Below are 16,074 nucleotides of genomic sequence, written 5' to 3'. Positions count from 1 at the left end.
GTACGGCTCCGCATTCTCACAGAAACAGTGGTACCAGGACCATGTCATTCTGTGGTCGCCCGGACACCTTTTTCATTGCGCTGATCGCTGGGCAATTCATGAGATGCGGAAAGCGCGACGGCCCGGCGAATATGAGGCGAATAAACGTAGCTCCGGGAGGCTGAATTGACCGGTTCGAGCTCCGCGACGGCGACTCGCCCGTTCGCCGTCGTTTCCGCGGGAGTGCGATGGTGGGCGCAGGTGCAGCCGGATCAGCATGCCGTGGTCTGCGGCGGCGAGGTGCTGACCTATTCCGATCTCGATGAACGTTCCTCCCGGCTGGCGGGTGCGCTGCGGGCGCACGGTGTGGGCAAGGGCGACCTGGTGGTCCTGGCGCTCGAACGCTCACCCGACCTCGTGGTGGCGGCGCTGGCCGTGCTGCTGGCCGGCGGTGCGTACGTGGGCGTGGACGTCGAGGACCCCGACGCGCGGCTGGCCTCGGTCGTCGCGGACTCCGGCGCCCGCCTGGTGATCGCACGGGAGGCCGACTCCGCGCGGTTCGCGGCCGAGGTGCTGGCCGTCGAGCGGGCGCTGGAGAGCGACGTGCCCGCCCTGCGGGAGGGCCCCGAGATCACGCCGGACGACCTGTGCTACGTCGTGTACACCTCGGGTTCGACGGGCGCGCCCAAGGGCGTGCTCGTGCCGCACGAGGGCGTCGCCAACCTGGCGGCCTGGCACCAGCGCACCTTCGACGTGCGCCCCGGCGACCGGGTCAGCCAGATCGCCCGGCCCTCCTTCGACGCCTGGGCGCTGGAGGTCTGGCCGTGCCTGGCGGCCGGCGCCACGTTGCACCTGATGGAGAGCCGGCTGCCCGGGTCGTCCGACGCGCTGGCCCGCTGGATCTCCACGCAGGGCGTCACGGTGTGCTTCCTGACCACGGTGCTCGCCGTCGACCTGCTCGACCAGCAGGTGGGCGGATCGCTGCGGGTGCTGCTGACCGGCGGGGAGAAGCTGAACCGGCGCCCGCCGGCCGGGCTGCCGTACAAGCTGTTCAACCTGTACGGGCCCACGGAGACCAGCGTGGTGGCCACCTTCGCCGAGGTGGGGCCCGAGGGCGGGACGCCGCCCATCGGGCATCCGCTGCCCGGCATGCGCGCCTACCTGCTGGACGAGGAGCGCCGCCCGGTGCCGCGCGGCTCGGTCGGCGAGCTGTACATCGGCGGCACCGGCGTGGCGCACGGCTACCTCAACCGGCCCGAGCTCACGGCGCAGCGGTTCATGCCCGACCCCGTCGATCTCAGCGCCCGCATGTACGCCACCGGCGACCTGGCGCGCGAGCTGCCCGAGGGCGGCCTGGCCTTCGCCGGCCGGGCGGACGACCAGGTCAAGGTGCGCGGCTTCCGCGTCGAGCCCGGCGAGGTCGAGTCGGCCCTGCGCGGGCTGGCCGGGGTGCGCGAGGCCGTGGTGGTCAAGAGCGAGCAGGCCGACCAGCTCATCGCCGCGGTGGTGCCGGGCGACCCGGAGGACCTGCCCGACCCCGTGTGGCTCCGGCGCGAGCTGGCCCGGCACCTGCCCGACTACATGGTGCCCGCGGCGGTCACGGTGCTCGACGCGCTGCCGGTGACCTCGCACGGCAAGGTCGACAGGAAGGCCCTGGCCAGGCCGCAGGAGCCGGCCGTGCCGGCGCAGGAGAGCGGCGCTTTCCACACCGACACCGAGCGCGTGCTGGCCGAGCTGTGGTGCGAGGTGCTCCAGGTCGGCTCCGTCGAGCGCGACGACAGCTTCTTCGAAAGCGGCGGCGACTCGCTGCTCGCCATCCGGCTGGCCTCGCGCGCCAGGCAGCGCGGGCTGCGCATAGTGGCCGACGACCTGTTCGAGTACGACGTGCTGCACGAGCTGGCCGCATCCGTCAGCGCCGCGAGCCCGGGAACGTGAGAGTGATGAAGACCTGCCTGGTCGAGCTGACGGTCTATCCCAACACGCTGCCGCTGGCCTCGGGCTACCTGCAGGCCTACGCGCAGCAGGACCCGGACGTGGCCCGCGACTTCGAGTTCTCCATCCACGCGGTCGAGGTCGGCACATCGCTGGAGACGCTGGTGGCCGACCTGCTCGCGCAGGAGGCCGACGTCTACGGGCTGAGCTGCTACCTGTGGAACATGCGGCGGATGAAGGAGCTGCTCGACGAACTGGTCAGGCTGCGGCCCGAGGCCTACGTCATCCTCGGCGGGCCGCAGGTGATGCACCACGCCGCGGAGTACGTGCCGCCCTCGGCGGGCAACGTGCTGGTGTGCAACGGCGAGGGGGAGAAGCCGTTCACCGCGTTCCTGCGCGAGGTGGCGGGGGAGCGGAACTTCCACGAGGTGCCGGGCGTCAGCTTCTGGGCCGGCGACGAGCTGGTCACCACCAAGCAGCCCGACCGCATCAAGGACCTGGACGAGATCCCCTCGCCGTTCGCGGCCGGGGTGTTCGACGGCGGCGAGTACACCTTCGCCGTCGTGGAGACCAACCGGGGCTGCCCTTACCGGTGCTCCTACTGCTACTGGGGCGCGGCCACCAACGACAAGGTCCACAGGTGGGAGCTGGACCGGGTCAAGGCCGACCTGTCGTGGATCAGCGAGCACGGCGTGGAGAGCATCTTCATCGCCGACGCCAACTGGGGCGCGCTGCCGCGCGACGTCGAGCTGACCCGCCACCTGGTGGAGTGCAAGCAGCGCAACGGCTATCCGTCGATGGTGGCGATCCAGGCGGCCAAGAACCGCCCCGACCGGGTCACCGAGATCACCGAGATCCTGGTCGAGGGCGGCATGCTGACCAGCCAGCCCGTCTCGCTGCAGACCACCAGCCCGCAGGCCCTGGAGATGGTGCAGCGCGCCAACATCAAGGAGTCCACCTACGTCGAACTGCAGGTCAAGCTGCGCGACAAGAAGATCAGCTCCTACACCGAGCTGATCTGGCCGCTGCCGGGCGAGACGCTGACCTCCTACCAGGAGGGCATCGGCAAACTGTGCGCCTCCGGCGCCGACGCCGTCGTGTCCTACCCCCAGCTGCTGCTGCGCAACACGCCCATGTACCGGCAGCAGGAGGAGCTCGGCATCGTCACCGTGCGGGTGGACGACCCCGTCGCCGAGGCCGACGTGGTCGTCGGCACGAAGTGGGTGACCTACGAGGACTTCAAGGAAGGCTCCTGGTTCTACTACGCGGTCATCAGCCTCTACAACGCGCGGGCGGGCTTCTACACGGCGCGCCTGCTCGACCGCGGGGGAGTGTGCTCCTACACCGACTTCCTGCGGCGGGCCGCCGAGTACTTCAAGACCAGGACCGACACCGAGATCTGCAGGTTCTTCGCCGACTCCGTGGAAACGCTCGGCAACTACGACATCAACAACATCGGCAAGGTGCTGCACTACGTCCTGCACTCCCACCGGGGCGAGATGGACCTGCTGCTCGAAGGGTTCCTGCGCGAGCAGGGCTGGCTGGACCTGCCCGGCGTGCGAGCGGCCTTCGAGCTGGACCTGCTGGCCAGGCCGTACGTCTACCGGGAGTCGGTGGTCGCGCCGAGCGCGCCGCTCACGCACCTGCGGGTGATGGAGCAGGACCGCTACACCTTCGTCGCCGAGCTGCCCCGGGAGGCCGTCGCGCTGCTGGAGCTGCCCGGCGTTCCGGAGCCCGCCGGTCCCGGCGCGGTACGGCTGCGCGTCGACCACGTGGGCCGGCGCAAGATGCCCTATCCCAAGCACCGCAGTCTCGACTACAACGCCGGCTACTGCCAGGTCATGATGAACAGGATGCGGGACATCGTCCCCTCGTGGACGGTGCTGCCGGCGGTGCACCATGCGGCGTGAGCTGTTCACCGCCGACCACGAGGCCTTCCGCGAGCTGGTGCGGACCTTCGTCGGCAAGGAGATCGAGCCCAACTACCGCGCGTGGGAGGAACGGGGCGCCGTCCCCAGGGACGTGTGGCGCAAGGCGGGCGGGATCGGGCTGCTCGGCATGGACGTGCCCGCCGAGTACGGCGGGGGCGGCGACCCCGACTACCTGCACCACGTGATCGTCTCGGAGGAGCTGGGCCGCGCCGGCGTCCACGCGCCCGCGCTGTCGCTGCACAACGAGATCGCCGGGCTGTACCTGCGCACGCTCACCACGCCCGAGCAGCGCTCGCGCTGGCTGCCCGGCTTCTGCACCGGGGAGCTGGTCACCGCGGTGGCCATCACGGAGCCCGACGCGGGCAGCGACGTGGCGCGGCTGCGGTGCGGGGCCGTACGGCGCGGCGACGGCTACGTGATCAACGGGCAGAAGACGTTCGTCACCAACGGGGCGGTGGCCGATCTGCTGCTCGTGGCCGTCCGCACGGGCGGCGGCGGTGGGAACGGCGGTGGCGGCGGCGGGCTCAGCGTGATCGCGGTGGAGTCCGACCGGCCGGGGCTGGCACGCGGGCGGACGCTCGACAAGATCGGCATGCGCGCCATGGACACCGTCGAGCTGTTCTTCGACGAGGTCGAGGTGCCCGCCGAGAACCTGCTGGGCCGCGAGGGCCGGGGCGTCGCCTACCTCATGCGCACGCTGCGCAGGGAACGCATGATGATCGCGGTCTCCGCGCTGGCCACCGCGGAACGGGTGCTGGAGTACACGATCGAGCACTGCCGTACCCGCCGGGTGTTCGGCTCGCCCGTGGGGGCGCACCAGCACAACCGCTTCGTGCTGGCCGAGCTGGCCACCGCGGTGGCCGTGGCCCGCTCCTTCACCGACCGGTGCGTCGCCGAGGAGGCGGCGGGCCGGCTGGAGGCGGAGGAGGCGGCGATGGCCAAGTGGTGGAACACCGAGCTGTGCCAGAAGGTCGTGGACCGCTGCCTGCAACTGCACGGAGGCTACGGGGTGGTGCGCGACTTCCCGGTGGCGCGGGCGTTCGTCGACACCAGGGCGCAGACCATCTACGGCGGCACCACGGAGATCATGAAAGAGCTGATCGGGCACGCGCTGATATGAGGACACCCCCGTGGTATCTGGCCTTCGAGCCCAGGCCGTCGGCCAGGGTGCACCTGTACGCCCTGCCCTGCGCGGGCGGCGGGCCCTCGGCGTTCCGCCCGTGGACCCGGCACCTGCCGCCCTGGATGGAGCTGCGCGCCCTCACCCTGCCGGGACGCCCCGGACGGCATCGCGAGCCCGCCCACACCGACTGCGACACCGCCGCGCGCGCACTGGCCGCCGAGCTGGCCGGGCAGAGCACGCCGTACGTCGTGTTCGGCCACAGCATGGGTGCGATGCTCGGCTATCGGATGGTGCGCGAGCTGCAGTCCTCCGGCGGGCGTCCGCCCGAGCTGCTGGCGGTCGCGGCCTGGCCGGTGCGCGGCGCCGTGGCGCAGCCCGACCCGCGCCACGACGACGAGCGGTTCACCGCCTCGCTGCGGGCGCTGGGCGGGCTGCCCGAGGAGATAGCCGGCGACCCCGGCGCGCTGGCGCGGACGCTGCCGGTGGCCAGGGCCGACTTCACGCTGTGCGCGTCGTACGCCTACCGGCCCGAACCCCCGCTGACCGTGCCCGTCGCGGCGTTCTGCGGAACGCGCGACCCGGTGGCCCCGGAGGCGGACATGGCGGAGTGGCGGAAGCACACCACCGACTTCCGCGGACTGCGGACCTACGACGGGGACCATTTCTTCGTACGCGATCGCGTCGCCGAGCTGGCCGCCGCGATGACGGCAATTCTGGAGATGCGGGCGTCAGGCGCGGCGCATGAAGCTGAAAGGGCCGTTCAACCCCGAGGAGCGACCCTATGACAGCCACCATTGTCGGCGATTTCCGGTCCGCACGTGAAACCAGAGGACAGTATTTTCCCGAGCTTCAGGGAATACGCGCACTCGCCGTGCTGGCCGTCGTCACCGTTCACTCCGCTTTCGCCGCCGGCCAGATCGGATTCGGCGACCAGCCCGGCAACGGCTGGATCGGCGTGGTGATCGAGAGGTTCACCCGCGAGTCGTTGCCGATCCTCTTCGCCCTGTCGGGCTTCCTGCTCTACCGGCCCTTCGCGCTGGCGACCGTCGCGGGCGCCAAGCAGACCTACAACCTGGGCTCCTACGCGTGGCGGCGCGCGCTGCGCATCTTCCCCGCCTACTGGCTGCTGGCCGTGGTGGCCCTGGTCACGCCGCTGTTCCTGATGGGCCAGGAGCGGGCCGAGCAGGGCTTCTGGTACGTCGTGCGGGTGCTGACCATGCAGCACGTCTACGAGGCGGGTGGCATCCCGGCCGGCATGGAGTCGACGTGGAGCATGGCGACGGAGATCGCGTTCTACGCGCTGCTGCCGCTGTTCGCCTGGCTGTTCCACCGGCTGGCGGCCGGGGCGGCGACCCCGGCGGCCAAGGCGCGCAGGGTCCTGGTTCCGATCTTCGCCATCGTGCTCATCGGCTACGCCTTCAGCGCCTGGAGCCACCACCCCTCGCTCGGCGAGTACCCGACGCAGGGCAACTGGCCCGTCGGCTGGTTCGGTTATCTGGCCGTCGGCATGGCGCTGGCCACGCTGTCGGCCGCGGCCGAGGGCGGCGGCTGGCTGGCCCCGTACCGGCTGATCGCCCGCTTCCCCGGCCGCACGTGGGCGCTCGCGCTCGGCATCACGATCCTCTACTGCTTCTCGCCCATGGGCGACCAGGGCACCTCCAACTTCCCGCCCACCGAGGTCGTGCTGTTCAACCAGCCGATCGACCTGCTGATCGTGTTCCTGGTGCTGGCGCCGCTGACCGTGCCCGACGTGCGCTCGCGGTTCATCACGGCCGTCCTGACCGTCAGGCCGCTGCAGTTCATCGGCCGCGTCTCCTACGCGATGTTCCTGTGGCACATCCCGGCCATCTACATCTGGAACCTGTGGGGCTCCACGAACTTCCCGCTCACGCTCCTGCTCGTGCACGGCACCGCGTTCACCGCGGCCGTGGTGAGCTACTACGCGGTCGAGCGGCCGGCGCTGCTGCTGCGCAACAAGCTCGGCAAGGGCTCGGTGGAGCCCAGCACGCCGGTGCTCGTGCGCTGACCCGGACGTGCTGATCCGAACGTACTGATCCGAACCTCCGCGCAGTTCCGTCGAGAGCCGATCCCAAAGAAAGGTGATGACCGTGGCGAGTCTGACCAGAGTCAGGTCTGACGCCGATCTCGGCGACGTGGTGGCCGTCCTGGAACGGGACGGGGCCGTGATCGTGGAAGACTTCCTGGACGGTGAGACGCTCGCGGGACTGTGGGCGGACCTGGAGCCCGCGCTGCGGGCCCAGGAGTACAGCGGCAACTGGTACGACGGCCTGCGCACGCGGCGGGTGTCGTCGCTGTTCGCCCGCACGCGGCGGCTGACCCCCGTCGTCACGCACCGCCTGTTCCTGGGCGCGGCCAGGGCGATCATGCAGAAGCCCGTCCCGATGTGGATCGGCAGGTCGCGCCAGGAGATGGTCCCGACCATCCAGATCAGCGCCACCCAGCTCGTGCAGATCCACAAGGGGCAGGGCAAGCAGCCGCTGCACCGCGACGACGCGCTGCACCTGCGCCCCCACCCGGGACCCACCACCAGGGTCATGGTCATGCTGGCGATGAGCGAGTTCACCGCCGCCAACGGCGGCACCCTGGTGATCCCCGGCAGCCACCACTGGGACGACGAGCGCGCGCCGACCGTCGAGGAGACCGTCCCCACCGAGATGCCGCCGGGTGGCGGGCTGATCTGGCTCGGCGGCGTCTACCACGGCGGCGGGGGCAACGTGACCGACACACCGCGCACCGGCATGACCGTCGCCTACGACCTGGGTAACCTCCGCCAGGAGGAGAACCAGTACCTCGCGGTGCCGCGCGAGCGGGTGCTGGAGTATCCGGAGGAGGTGCGCAGGCTCCTCGGGTACGATCGGTGCCCGCCCGGCGTGGGCTGGCTGGAGATGAACGACCCCTACATCTGGCTGGAGCCGGAGGAGGCCCGGCGCGCCGCGCTCGGCGACCTGGTCCCGGCTCCCAAGTGAGCATTTCCGAATAAGACCGGGACAGCCCGGCCGGACACAATGATGATCCGGCATACAAGAGAGGATGACGCGATGAGTGGCAAGATCGAGATCACCCGCGTGATCGAGGCCCCGCGCGACGTGGTCTATTCGGCCTGGACCCAGCCGGAGCACTTCACGCACTGGTGGGGCGCGCCCCTGGAGACCATCTCCATGGACGTGCGGCCGGGCGGCGAGTGGCGGGCCACGATCGTGGTCGACGAGGAGAACCAGGTTCCCTTCGCCGGCACCTACCAGGAGATCGTCCCGAACGAGCGCCTGGTCTACACGCTGGTCGACCTCAGCGGCCGGGAGCCGGCCGAGCAGCAGGCTCTCGGCCCCGAGACGGTGACCGTCACGTTCTCGGACGTCGACGGCGGCACCGAGATGGTCTTCGTGCAGGAGGGCAACCTCCCCGAGGACGAGATCCCCCGGGCCGAGGAGGGCTGGGGCTTCTTCTTCGACGCTCTCAGCGAGTACGTCAAGAAGATCAAGTAATGCGGCGAGAGGCCGTGCGCGAGTCCCCCTGAGCGGCTGGACGTCCGGCGGCCGCCCGGTGAGCCGGGGGCACATCATGCGATCGAGGCGGGGCGCGGCTGAGGCCGCGCCCTCGTCGTATGTCCGGGGAACCTCCGCCCGGGGGCCGCGAAACCTCCGCCCGGGGGTCCGCGAAACCTCGCAAGCGGCGATAAAAGGGTGATGACCGCCGGTGTTAGCGTCATTTCATGGAGACTTCCTGCCGCATTTGCTCTGGGCCGGTTAAAGGGTCGGTCGACCTCGGGGTCCAGCCGCGCGGAAACGCATTCCCCAAGCCCGGTGAACTGGCCGGGGAATTCTTCTACCCGCTCATCGTCGGAATGTGTGACTCGTGCGCGATGGTGCAGCTGATGGCCGACATCCCGCAGGAAGTCAGATATCACGACCAGTATCCGTACCGGGCCTCCAACTCCACCGTGCACAGCGCCCACTTCGCCGGGGTGGCGCACCGGCTGCTCCGTACCGAGCTGACCGGCCGCGACCGGTTCATCGTCGAGATCGGCTGCAACGACGGCGTCATGCTGGCCTCGATCGCCGAGGCCGGCGTGCGGCACCTGGGCGTCGAGCCCTCCCAGGAGGTGGCCGAGCTGGCCAGGTCCCGGGGCATCGAGGTGCTGCCGCGCTTCTTCGACGAGGAGACGGCCGCCGACATCCGCGCCGGGCACGGCCCCGCCGACGTCATCTTCGGCGCCAACGTCATCGCGCACATCTCCCACCTGGACTCGGTGCTCAAGGGCGCCGTGACGCTGCTCGGCCCCGACGGGGTGTTCGTCTTCGAGGAGCCCTACCTCGGCGCCGTCGTCGAGCAGACGGCCTTCGACCTGTTCTACGACGAGCACTCCTTCGTCTTCTCCGTCAGTTCGATCCGCGCCGCCGCCAGGCTCTTCGGGCTCGACCTGGTGGACGCCGAACCGCTGGCCATCCACGGCGGGTCCATGCGCTACACGCTCGCCAAGCGCGGCGCACGACGGCCCACGCCGGCCGTCGCCGAACTGCTGGCCGCGGAGCGGGCGCGCGGGCTCGACCGGCACGCCACGCTGGAGGAGCTCAACCGCAGGGCCGAGCGCGTGCGCGACGACCTGACCTCGCTGCTGCGCTCGCTGCGGGCGGACGGCAAGCGGGTGGCCGGGTACGGGGCGCCCGCCAAGATCACCACGGTGACCAACTACTGCGGCATCGGCGCCGACCTGATCCCGTACGTGTGCGACTCCACGCCGTCCAAGCAGAACAGGGTGGTCGCGGGCTCGCACATCCCCGTGGTGCCGCCGTCGGTCTTCCGGCAGGACCGCCCCGACTACGCGGTCCTGTTCGCGTGGAACCACGCCGAAGAGATCATGGAGAAGGAGAGCGACTTCACCGGCCGGTGGATCGTCTACATCCCGCAGGTCCGCGTCCTGTGACCCCGGCGCGCCGTGAAGACCCCGGCGCCTGGTGAGGGCTCACCATGAAGACGGCCCGCCACGGAGAACCGTGGCGGGCCGTCTGCGGTGTGCGCGGTGCCCGGGGCGCGGCCTCACCTGCGGGTGGCGCCCGGCATGACGTCGTCGCGGAACAGGCCGCCGGGATCCACCCGGTCGCGCACCGCGTCCACGGCCGCCACGGTCGCCGCGTCCAGGTGCCCCTGGGGCTGGTCGAACCGCTCCACGAACGTGGGCGCGGTCCTGCCGGTGTCCCAGGGTGTGAGCGCGGCCCGGACGACGGGGATCCTGGCGAGGATCTCCTCCTTCGTGCCCGACAGCCCGGGCACGCCGCCGCCCGAGTAGCCGTAGCGCGCCGTCAGGTGGTTCAGGGCGCCTCCGGAGGGGGCGGGCTCACCGTACGCGCCCCCGAGCTGCCGCAGGCCGGCGGCGATCAGCGGGGAGCCCGAGCCCGCGCCGACGACCTCCAGCAGCGCGTCGACGCCCGCGTCGCCGAGCTCGTCCAGGAGCAGGTGGTCGCCGATGACCTCCACGGGGTCGGACGGGTCCATGTGCGTGTCGAGCAGTCCCGCGGGCGCGGTCGTCTGCCAGGTGTCGAGCACCGGCGGCGCGAGGGCGCGCAGCGGGCCCAGCAGGTCCTCCGCGATGGCCTGCGCCGCCGCCACCTCGTCGTCCGTCCCGGCCAGCACGGCGCCGTCCACGCACAGGACGGGCCCCGCCGACAGCATGGGCGGCACCTCCGGCAGGTCGGGCAGGTTGAGTATCCGCACGCTGGTCGTCGCCTCGCGCGGAGCGGTCAGCGTCCACTCCCGCCAGGCCCGCAGCAACCCGGGCGCGTGTACGGCGGGCCAGCACGCGGCCCCCGTCACCACCTTCGCGACCGGGAACAGGGCGACCTCCACGGCGGTCACGACACCGAACCCGCCCCCGCCCCCGCGCAACGCCCACAGCAACTCGGCGTCCGCGCCGATCCCCGCGGACGTCCCGAGCGACGCGCTCGCCGTCGCGGGCAGTGCGCCCTCGGCCCTGCGCAGCTCGCCGTCGGCGGTGACCAGTTCCACCGCGCGCACGCCGTTGGCCGCGAGGCCCGTGCGCCTGCCGTAGAAACTGAGCCCGCCGCCGAGCAGATAGCCGACCACGCCGACCGTGGGCGAGGAGCCGTGCGCGACCGACAGCCCGTGCTCGGCGGCGGCCTTGACCACCGCACCCCAGCGGGTCCCCGCGGGCACGCGGGCCACCCGGCGCTCGGGGTCGATCTCGACGGGGCCCCTCATCTCCGTCCGCAGCAGCAGCCCCCCGCGCACGGGACGGGCCGCGGCGGCCCAGTGACCCGTGGTGTGCACGCGGACGGGCAGGCCCTCACGACGGGCGAAGCCGACGGCCTCGCGCACCTCCTCGACCGTGCGCACCACGGCGGCCGCGGCCGGTTCCGGCACCGCGCCCAGGGCGAAGACCGCGGTCGCCGCCTCGTAGCCGGGCTGTCCCGGCCTGGCGATGGGCATTCAGCTCACCCGCTGCGCGGTGACGAAGACGAACGACTCCGGCCCCGAGCTCTCGACCACCACCATGCCGGCGTCGGCCAGCCAGCGTTCCAGCTGCGCGCGCTCGAACAGCAACGTGCCGGCCGGCCTGCTGGGGAAGTAGTGCGCGGCCTGGAAGTGACGGCAGACGGGGTCCTCGTCCCACACGAACGTCATCAGGGTGAACGTGCCGCCCGGCCGCAGCACCCGGCCCACCTCGGCGATCGCGGTCGCCGCCTCGTCGGGGAAGGCCTGCAGGGCATTCCAGCAGACCACCGCGCCCATGCTGGCGTCGGCCAGCGGGATGTCCAGCGCACTGGCGCGCACCGCGGGCACGTCGGGCACACGGCGGCGCAGCACGTTCAGCATCGGCAGGCCCAGGTCGAGGGCCAGCAGCCGGCCGGCGCCGACCGCGGCGGCGACGACGGCGGTCCAGCGGCCCGCGCCCGCCCCGAGGTCGAGCACGGGGCCGTCGACGGGGCGCACACTGCGCGCGATGTAGGCGTCCTCGTCGGCCAGCGTGACCGCGCCGCCCCAGTTGCCGCCCGCGACGCGCAGGTACTCGGGGCGCAGCAGCGCCTCGTAGTACAGGCCCATGCTGGGCATCTCGGCCAGGCTCTTCAGCAGGCCGGCCGTCGCATCGTCGGCGTCGTCCCGTACGGCCTGCGTGAGGTCGAGTATGCCGCGGGAGGCCGGATAGGCGACCGCGCAGGCCGGGCACCGCACGGCCGCCCCGCCGATGTCGAGAGGACCGCGGCAGGACGGGCAGACCAGCGCGGACAGGTGCCGCCCGAACAGGCCGAGACGCGGGTCGTCACCGGTCGCGTCCTCCTGCGGCGGCGCCTGGGGCCCGGGCACGGCGACCACCGGGCCGCGCCGGACGGACCAGTAGGCCTTGAGCCCCATGTAGCCCCACACGGTCCTGCTGTCGTTGCGCCAGTTGATCTCGGCCTGCTCCCGGGTGAGCGCGCCGATCCAGGCTTCGTCGAAGGCGCGCTCCTCGTCGGTGAGCCGCCAGATCTCGGGGGCGGGCCAGACCCGGCCCAGGCCGGTCCGCCGCTCGTCCATGAGGGTCAGGCACCGGTCGAGCCTGGAGCGGTCGCCCGAATCCAGGCCGAGCCGGCCGGCGACGCCGAGCACCCGGTCGCGGTCGTGCGGGAAGTGCGCGAGCAGGTAGACCAGGGCCTGGCCGAGGGCGGGGGTGGCGTGTCCGGCCAGGGCGAGGTACCGGTCGAGACCGGCGCGCACGGCCTCGGTCTGCCCCGCCTCCGCGATCAGGCCCAGCAGGATCAGCAGGCGGCCGGTGCGTGCCTCGTCGAGCCCGTCCAGTGCGTCGATGAGCTCGGGGATCGCCGACGGCGCGCGCTCGGTGAGCGTGCCGCCGTCCCACAGCGTCTGGTCCTCGGCGGTGCCGGGCGACCAGAGCGCGCCGACCAGCCGCGCGTAGGCCGTGTCGAGCCCGTCGGGTGTCGCATTCGCGAAATCCTCCAGAAGCACTGCCGGCGCGTATGTGGTGTCAACGCTCATATCAAATCCCTTCGCGCGAAACGCCTTTCAGCATCACACCGGCCCGGCCGGCGGGTCATCTCCGTGCGTGCGGGGACGAATCGAGCGCAATAGCGGAGATGCGGCGGTGCGGAGACGGATAAACCATGGATTCATGAAGAACAGGATTCCGATCGAAGTATGGGTCCCCGACCTGACGTTTCCCGGCTGGATGGATCGGTGGTATCAGCAGGCCGCCGGTTTCGAGAGACTGCACCCCGAATACCAGGTGGTGGTGCACGGCAAGGATTTCTGGCAGCTTCCCAGGCAGGTCGCGGAGGCCGCCGCCGAAGGGCACGTCCCGGCTCTGTCGGAGTACTACTTCTACATGACCCAGGTGGCGCGCGACTCGCGGCAGCAGGACGGCCGCCCGCTGTTCACCTCGGTGGAGAAGGCGATCGGCGGGCGCACCGAGGTGCTCGGCGAGCCCGTCGTGCTCGACGACATCATCCCTCCGCTGCGTGACTACTACACCCTCGGCGGCGACCTGACGTGCATGCCGACCGTGGGCACCACGAGCCTGCTGTACGCCAACACCGATCTGCTCAGGCGCGCGGGCGTGGAGGGCCTGCCGCGGACCTGGCAGGAGGTGGAGGAGGTGTGCGCCAGGGTGGCGGCGCTGCGCGACGGCCCCTCCCACGCCATCACCTGGTCCAACCACGGCACGTTCACCCAGCAGGCGCTGGCCACCCAGGGCGGCCTGATCGTGAACGAGCACAACGGCAGGCTGGGCCGGGCCACCGTCGCCGACCTGGCCTCGCCCGAGATGCTGCGCTGGGTGGAGTGGTGGCGCGGGCTGCACCGCGACGGCCACTACCACTACACCGGCAAGATCCCCGACTGGGCCGGCACCCTGAAGACGTTCGCCGACCAGGACGTGGCGATCAGGATCTCCTCCTCCAACGACGTCAACTACATGTTCAGAGCCGCGGAGGACAACGGCTTCGCCGCCGAGGCCGGCATCTTCCCCTACGACGCGAGCGTGCCGTACGTGGGCAACGCGATCGCCGGCACCGCGCTCTGGATGGCCGAAGGGCTGGACGAGGCGACCCGGGAGGGCGCGCTGGCGTTCCTGATGTACCTGCACAGCCCGCGCAACGCCGCCGAGCGCCACAAGGCCAACAGCTTCCTGCCGCTCACCCACGCCGCGCACGACCTGCTGGAGGAGGAGGGCTGGTACGCCGCCAACCCGCACCACAGGCTGGCCTACGACCACGTCATGCGCTTCCCCGCGGGGCAGAGCGGCGTCCCCGTCTCCGAGGGCGCGCTGTTCGGCGACTTCGCCGGCAACCAGGACGTGATGACCAGGGCGATCGGCGACGTGCTCGCCCGCGGCGCCGACCCGGCCGAGCGCATGGCCTTCGCCACCGTGGAGGCGCAGCAGCTCCTCGACGCCTACAACGAGTACGCGCTGTCGTCGGGGTTCCGCGACCCCGGCAACAGCCCGCCGACCAGCCTCAGCGTGGAGGCGTTCAAGGAGATGCGGGCCGGGCGCGACTACTCGGCCGCCGACATGGAGGCCGTGGTCAAGCTGCACCGCTGACACCCGGCCGGCACGCTTCAAGGGCCGCGGACCTCGGGGGAGGTCCGCGGCCCTTCGCGCTGAGCCCGCCGGTGCCGAGCCTGCCGGGCCGGAACCCGTCAGCGGTGCAGCGCGGTGAGCTTCTCCAGGGTGGGCACGATCTCGGCCGGGCCCGGCCGGTCCAGCCACTCCTTGTGCACCGCGGCGGCGCCGTCGCGGTAGCGCGGCTCCTCCAGCACCGCGACGATCGCGGCCCTGATCTCCTCGACCGACTGCTTCTGGTGGTCGAGGCGCAGGCCGGCGTTGCGCGACTCCAGGTAGGCGGTCGCGATCTTGGACAGGATGTTCCGCTCGGCCATCTTGCTGTTCTCTCCGTCGACCACGATGACGCGCTGCGGCTCGTCGGTGTCGCCGACGAGCTGCGGCACCCCGGCGGCGACCGAGGCCCAGAACGTGCCGCTGGAGCCGTGGTTGATGCTGGCCGAGCAGGTCGGCAGGAGCTGCAGCAGCGGGACGTAGTCCACGGTGCGCACGTTGGCGGGGATCGAGGAGATGCCTTCGAGCTGGTCGGCGTTGAGTGTGGCGACGAGCTCGACGTCCAGGTCGGCGACGGCCTCGAAGACCTTCGGGGCGCGCCATTCGCCCTTGTGGTACGTCCTGGTGGACAGCCCGACCGACAGGGCCACGCGCGGGCGCCGCGGCCTGTCGTACAGCCAGGCCGGCTTGACGCCGCCGCCGTTGTACGGGCTCCAGCGCACGGGCACCGCGGCCAGGTCGCGGGACAGGCGCATCTCGCGCGGCATCGGGTCGATGGTGAACTGGCCGACCAGCAGCTCGCTGTCCACCTCGACGCCGTAGTGCTCGGCCAGCGGGCGCAACGCCCTGGCCAGCGGGTCGACGGGGGGCGGCGTGGTCTGCCCGGCGTACAGCTCGACGGCCCAGCCGCTGTAGTCGGGCGCCATCAGGATTCTGCCGTGCGCGGCGCCGGCCACCTTGGCCGCGACGGCGCCGGCCGGGAACCACGGGTCCCACAGCACCAGGTCCGGCCGCCACGCCCGGGCGAACTCGACCAGCGCCTTGTTCTGCTCGCTCGGCACCGGCGGGAGGTGGAACCTGACCCCCATGAGGTAGTACTGGAAGAACACGTCCCAGATGTCGCGCTCGTCCTTGGTCACCCGCAGGGCCGCGGCCAGGCTCTCCATCTCCTGAGGGTCGGGCGGCAGGTCGTCGCGGACCCATCCGCCGGTGTCGGGCTCGCCGCACGTGACGGCCGTCAGGCCGGCCGCCACGATGTCGTCGGCCGCGCCGGGCGGGCAGGCCACGACGACCTCGTGCCCGGCCAGCTGCAACGCCTGCGCGTACGGCACGGCGGGGTAAAGGTGGCACGCCTGGGGCCACACAGTGAGCATGATTCGCATCTAGCGCTCCCTCGCGAACTCCTCGATGGAGTGGAATTCCCCTAACCAGCATCGGGTGGCGGAATTCGCGACGCATCTCCTGGCTTGCGAGTTATCCGGCAATGCACGAGATGCGGAGCATCAGGCAAACGCGATGTTCTTTTG

The 16,074-nt window shown here is 71.4% G+C and carries 12 protein-coding genes; 9 read left to right on the top strand and 3 right to left on the bottom strand.

Annotation, left to right across the window (positions count from 1 at the left end; genetic code table 11):
* Positions 1-222 precede the first annotated feature (222 nt).
* The 8 genes from Pta02_RS20330 (at position 223) to Pta02_RS20295 (ending at position 9,907) form a co-directional block, all read left to right on the top strand.
* Positions 223-1,914: a non-ribosomal peptide synthetase gene (locus Pta02_RS20330; protein WP_275423595.1), complete on the top strand. Its 1,692-nt coding sequence runs from the start codon at positions 223-225 to the stop codon at positions 1,912-1,914.
* Between the two features lie 5 nt (positions 1,915-1,919).
* Positions 1,920-3,821 carry a B12-binding domain-containing radical SAM protein gene (locus Pta02_RS20325; protein ID WP_239131093.1) on the top strand — a complete coding sequence of 634 codons (1,902 nt, stop codon included), beginning with the start codon at positions 1,920-1,922 and terminating at the stop codon, positions 3,819-3,821.
* Positions 3,811-4,962 carry an acyl-CoA dehydrogenase family protein gene (locus Pta02_RS20320; RefSeq protein WP_203876460.1) on the top strand — a complete coding sequence of 384 codons (1,152 nt, stop codon included), beginning with the start codon at positions 3,811-3,813 and terminating at the stop codon, positions 4,960-4,962. The genes Pta02_RS20325 and Pta02_RS20320 overlap by 11 nt, the downstream gene beginning before the upstream one ends.
* Positions 4,959-5,750, top strand: a complete 792-nt coding sequence (locus Pta02_RS20315; RefSeq protein ID WP_203876459.1) for a thioesterase II family protein — start codon at positions 4,959-4,961, stop codon at positions 5,748-5,750. The genes Pta02_RS20320 and Pta02_RS20315 overlap by 4 nt, the downstream gene beginning before the upstream one ends.
* Positions 5,747-6,991: an acyltransferase family protein gene (locus Pta02_RS20310; RefSeq protein ID WP_275423594.1), complete on the top strand. Its 1,245-nt coding sequence runs from the start codon at positions 5,747-5,749 to the stop codon at positions 6,989-6,991. Before Pta02_RS20315 ends, Pta02_RS20310 begins: the two co-directional genes overlap by 4 nt.
* An 82-nt stretch (positions 6,992-7,073) precedes the next feature.
* Positions 7,074-7,952, top strand: coding sequence for a phytanoyl-CoA dioxygenase family protein (locus Pta02_RS20305; RefSeq protein WP_203876457.1), 879 nt, complete (start codon positions 7,074-7,076; stop codon positions 7,950-7,952).
* Positions 7,953-8,024: 72 nt separating this feature from the next.
* Entirely contained in the window at positions 8,025-8,468 is a 444-nt protein-coding gene (locus Pta02_RS20300) for an SRPBCC family protein (RefSeq protein ID WP_203876456.1), read from the top strand.
* 227 nt (positions 8,469-8,695) lie between these two features.
* Entirely contained in the window at positions 8,696-9,907 is a 1,212-nt protein-coding gene (locus Pta02_RS20295; protein ID WP_203876455.1) for a class I SAM-dependent methyltransferase, read from the top strand.
* A 113-nt stretch (positions 9,908-10,020) separates the two neighbouring features.
* Here the strand turns inward: Pta02_RS20295 and Pta02_RS20290 are convergent, their stop codons facing one another.
* Both Pta02_RS20290 and Pta02_RS20285 read right to left on the bottom strand, forming a co-directional pair.
* Complete coding sequence (locus Pta02_RS20290; protein ID WP_203876454.1) at positions 10,021-11,427, bottom strand: FAD-binding oxidoreductase; 1,407 nt, start codon at positions 11,425-11,427, stop codon at positions 10,021-10,023.
* Positions 11,428-12,942: a methyltransferase domain-containing protein gene (locus tag Pta02_RS20285; RefSeq protein WP_203876453.1), complete on the bottom strand. Its 1,515-nt coding sequence runs from the start codon at positions 12,940-12,942 to the stop codon at positions 11,428-11,430. It lies immediately after the preceding gene.
* 163 nt (positions 12,943-13,105) lie between these two features.
* On the opposite strand from Pta02_RS20285, the gene Pta02_RS20280 reads away from it, so the two are divergent.
* Positions 13,106-14,533 (top strand): extracellular solute-binding protein, encoded by a 1,428-nt coding sequence (locus Pta02_RS20280; protein ID WP_203876452.1) that lies wholly within the window; start codon positions 13,106-13,108, stop codon positions 14,531-14,533.
* Between the two features lie 98 nt (positions 14,534-14,631).
* On the opposite strand, the gene Pta02_RS20275 is transcribed toward Pta02_RS20280, so the two are convergent.
* Entirely contained in the window at positions 14,632-15,930 is a 1,299-nt protein-coding gene (locus tag Pta02_RS20275) for a glycosyltransferase (RefSeq protein WP_203876451.1), read from the bottom strand.
* Positions 15,931-16,074 lie beyond the last annotated feature (144 nt).

Source organism: Paraplanobispora takensis, assembly GCF_016863195.1.
In the GTDB taxonomy this organism is placed as follows: domain Bacteria; phylum Actinomycetota; class Actinomycetes; order Streptosporangiales; family Streptosporangiaceae; genus Planobispora; species Planobispora takensis.
This window is presented reverse-complemented; position numbering and strand designations above follow the sequence as displayed.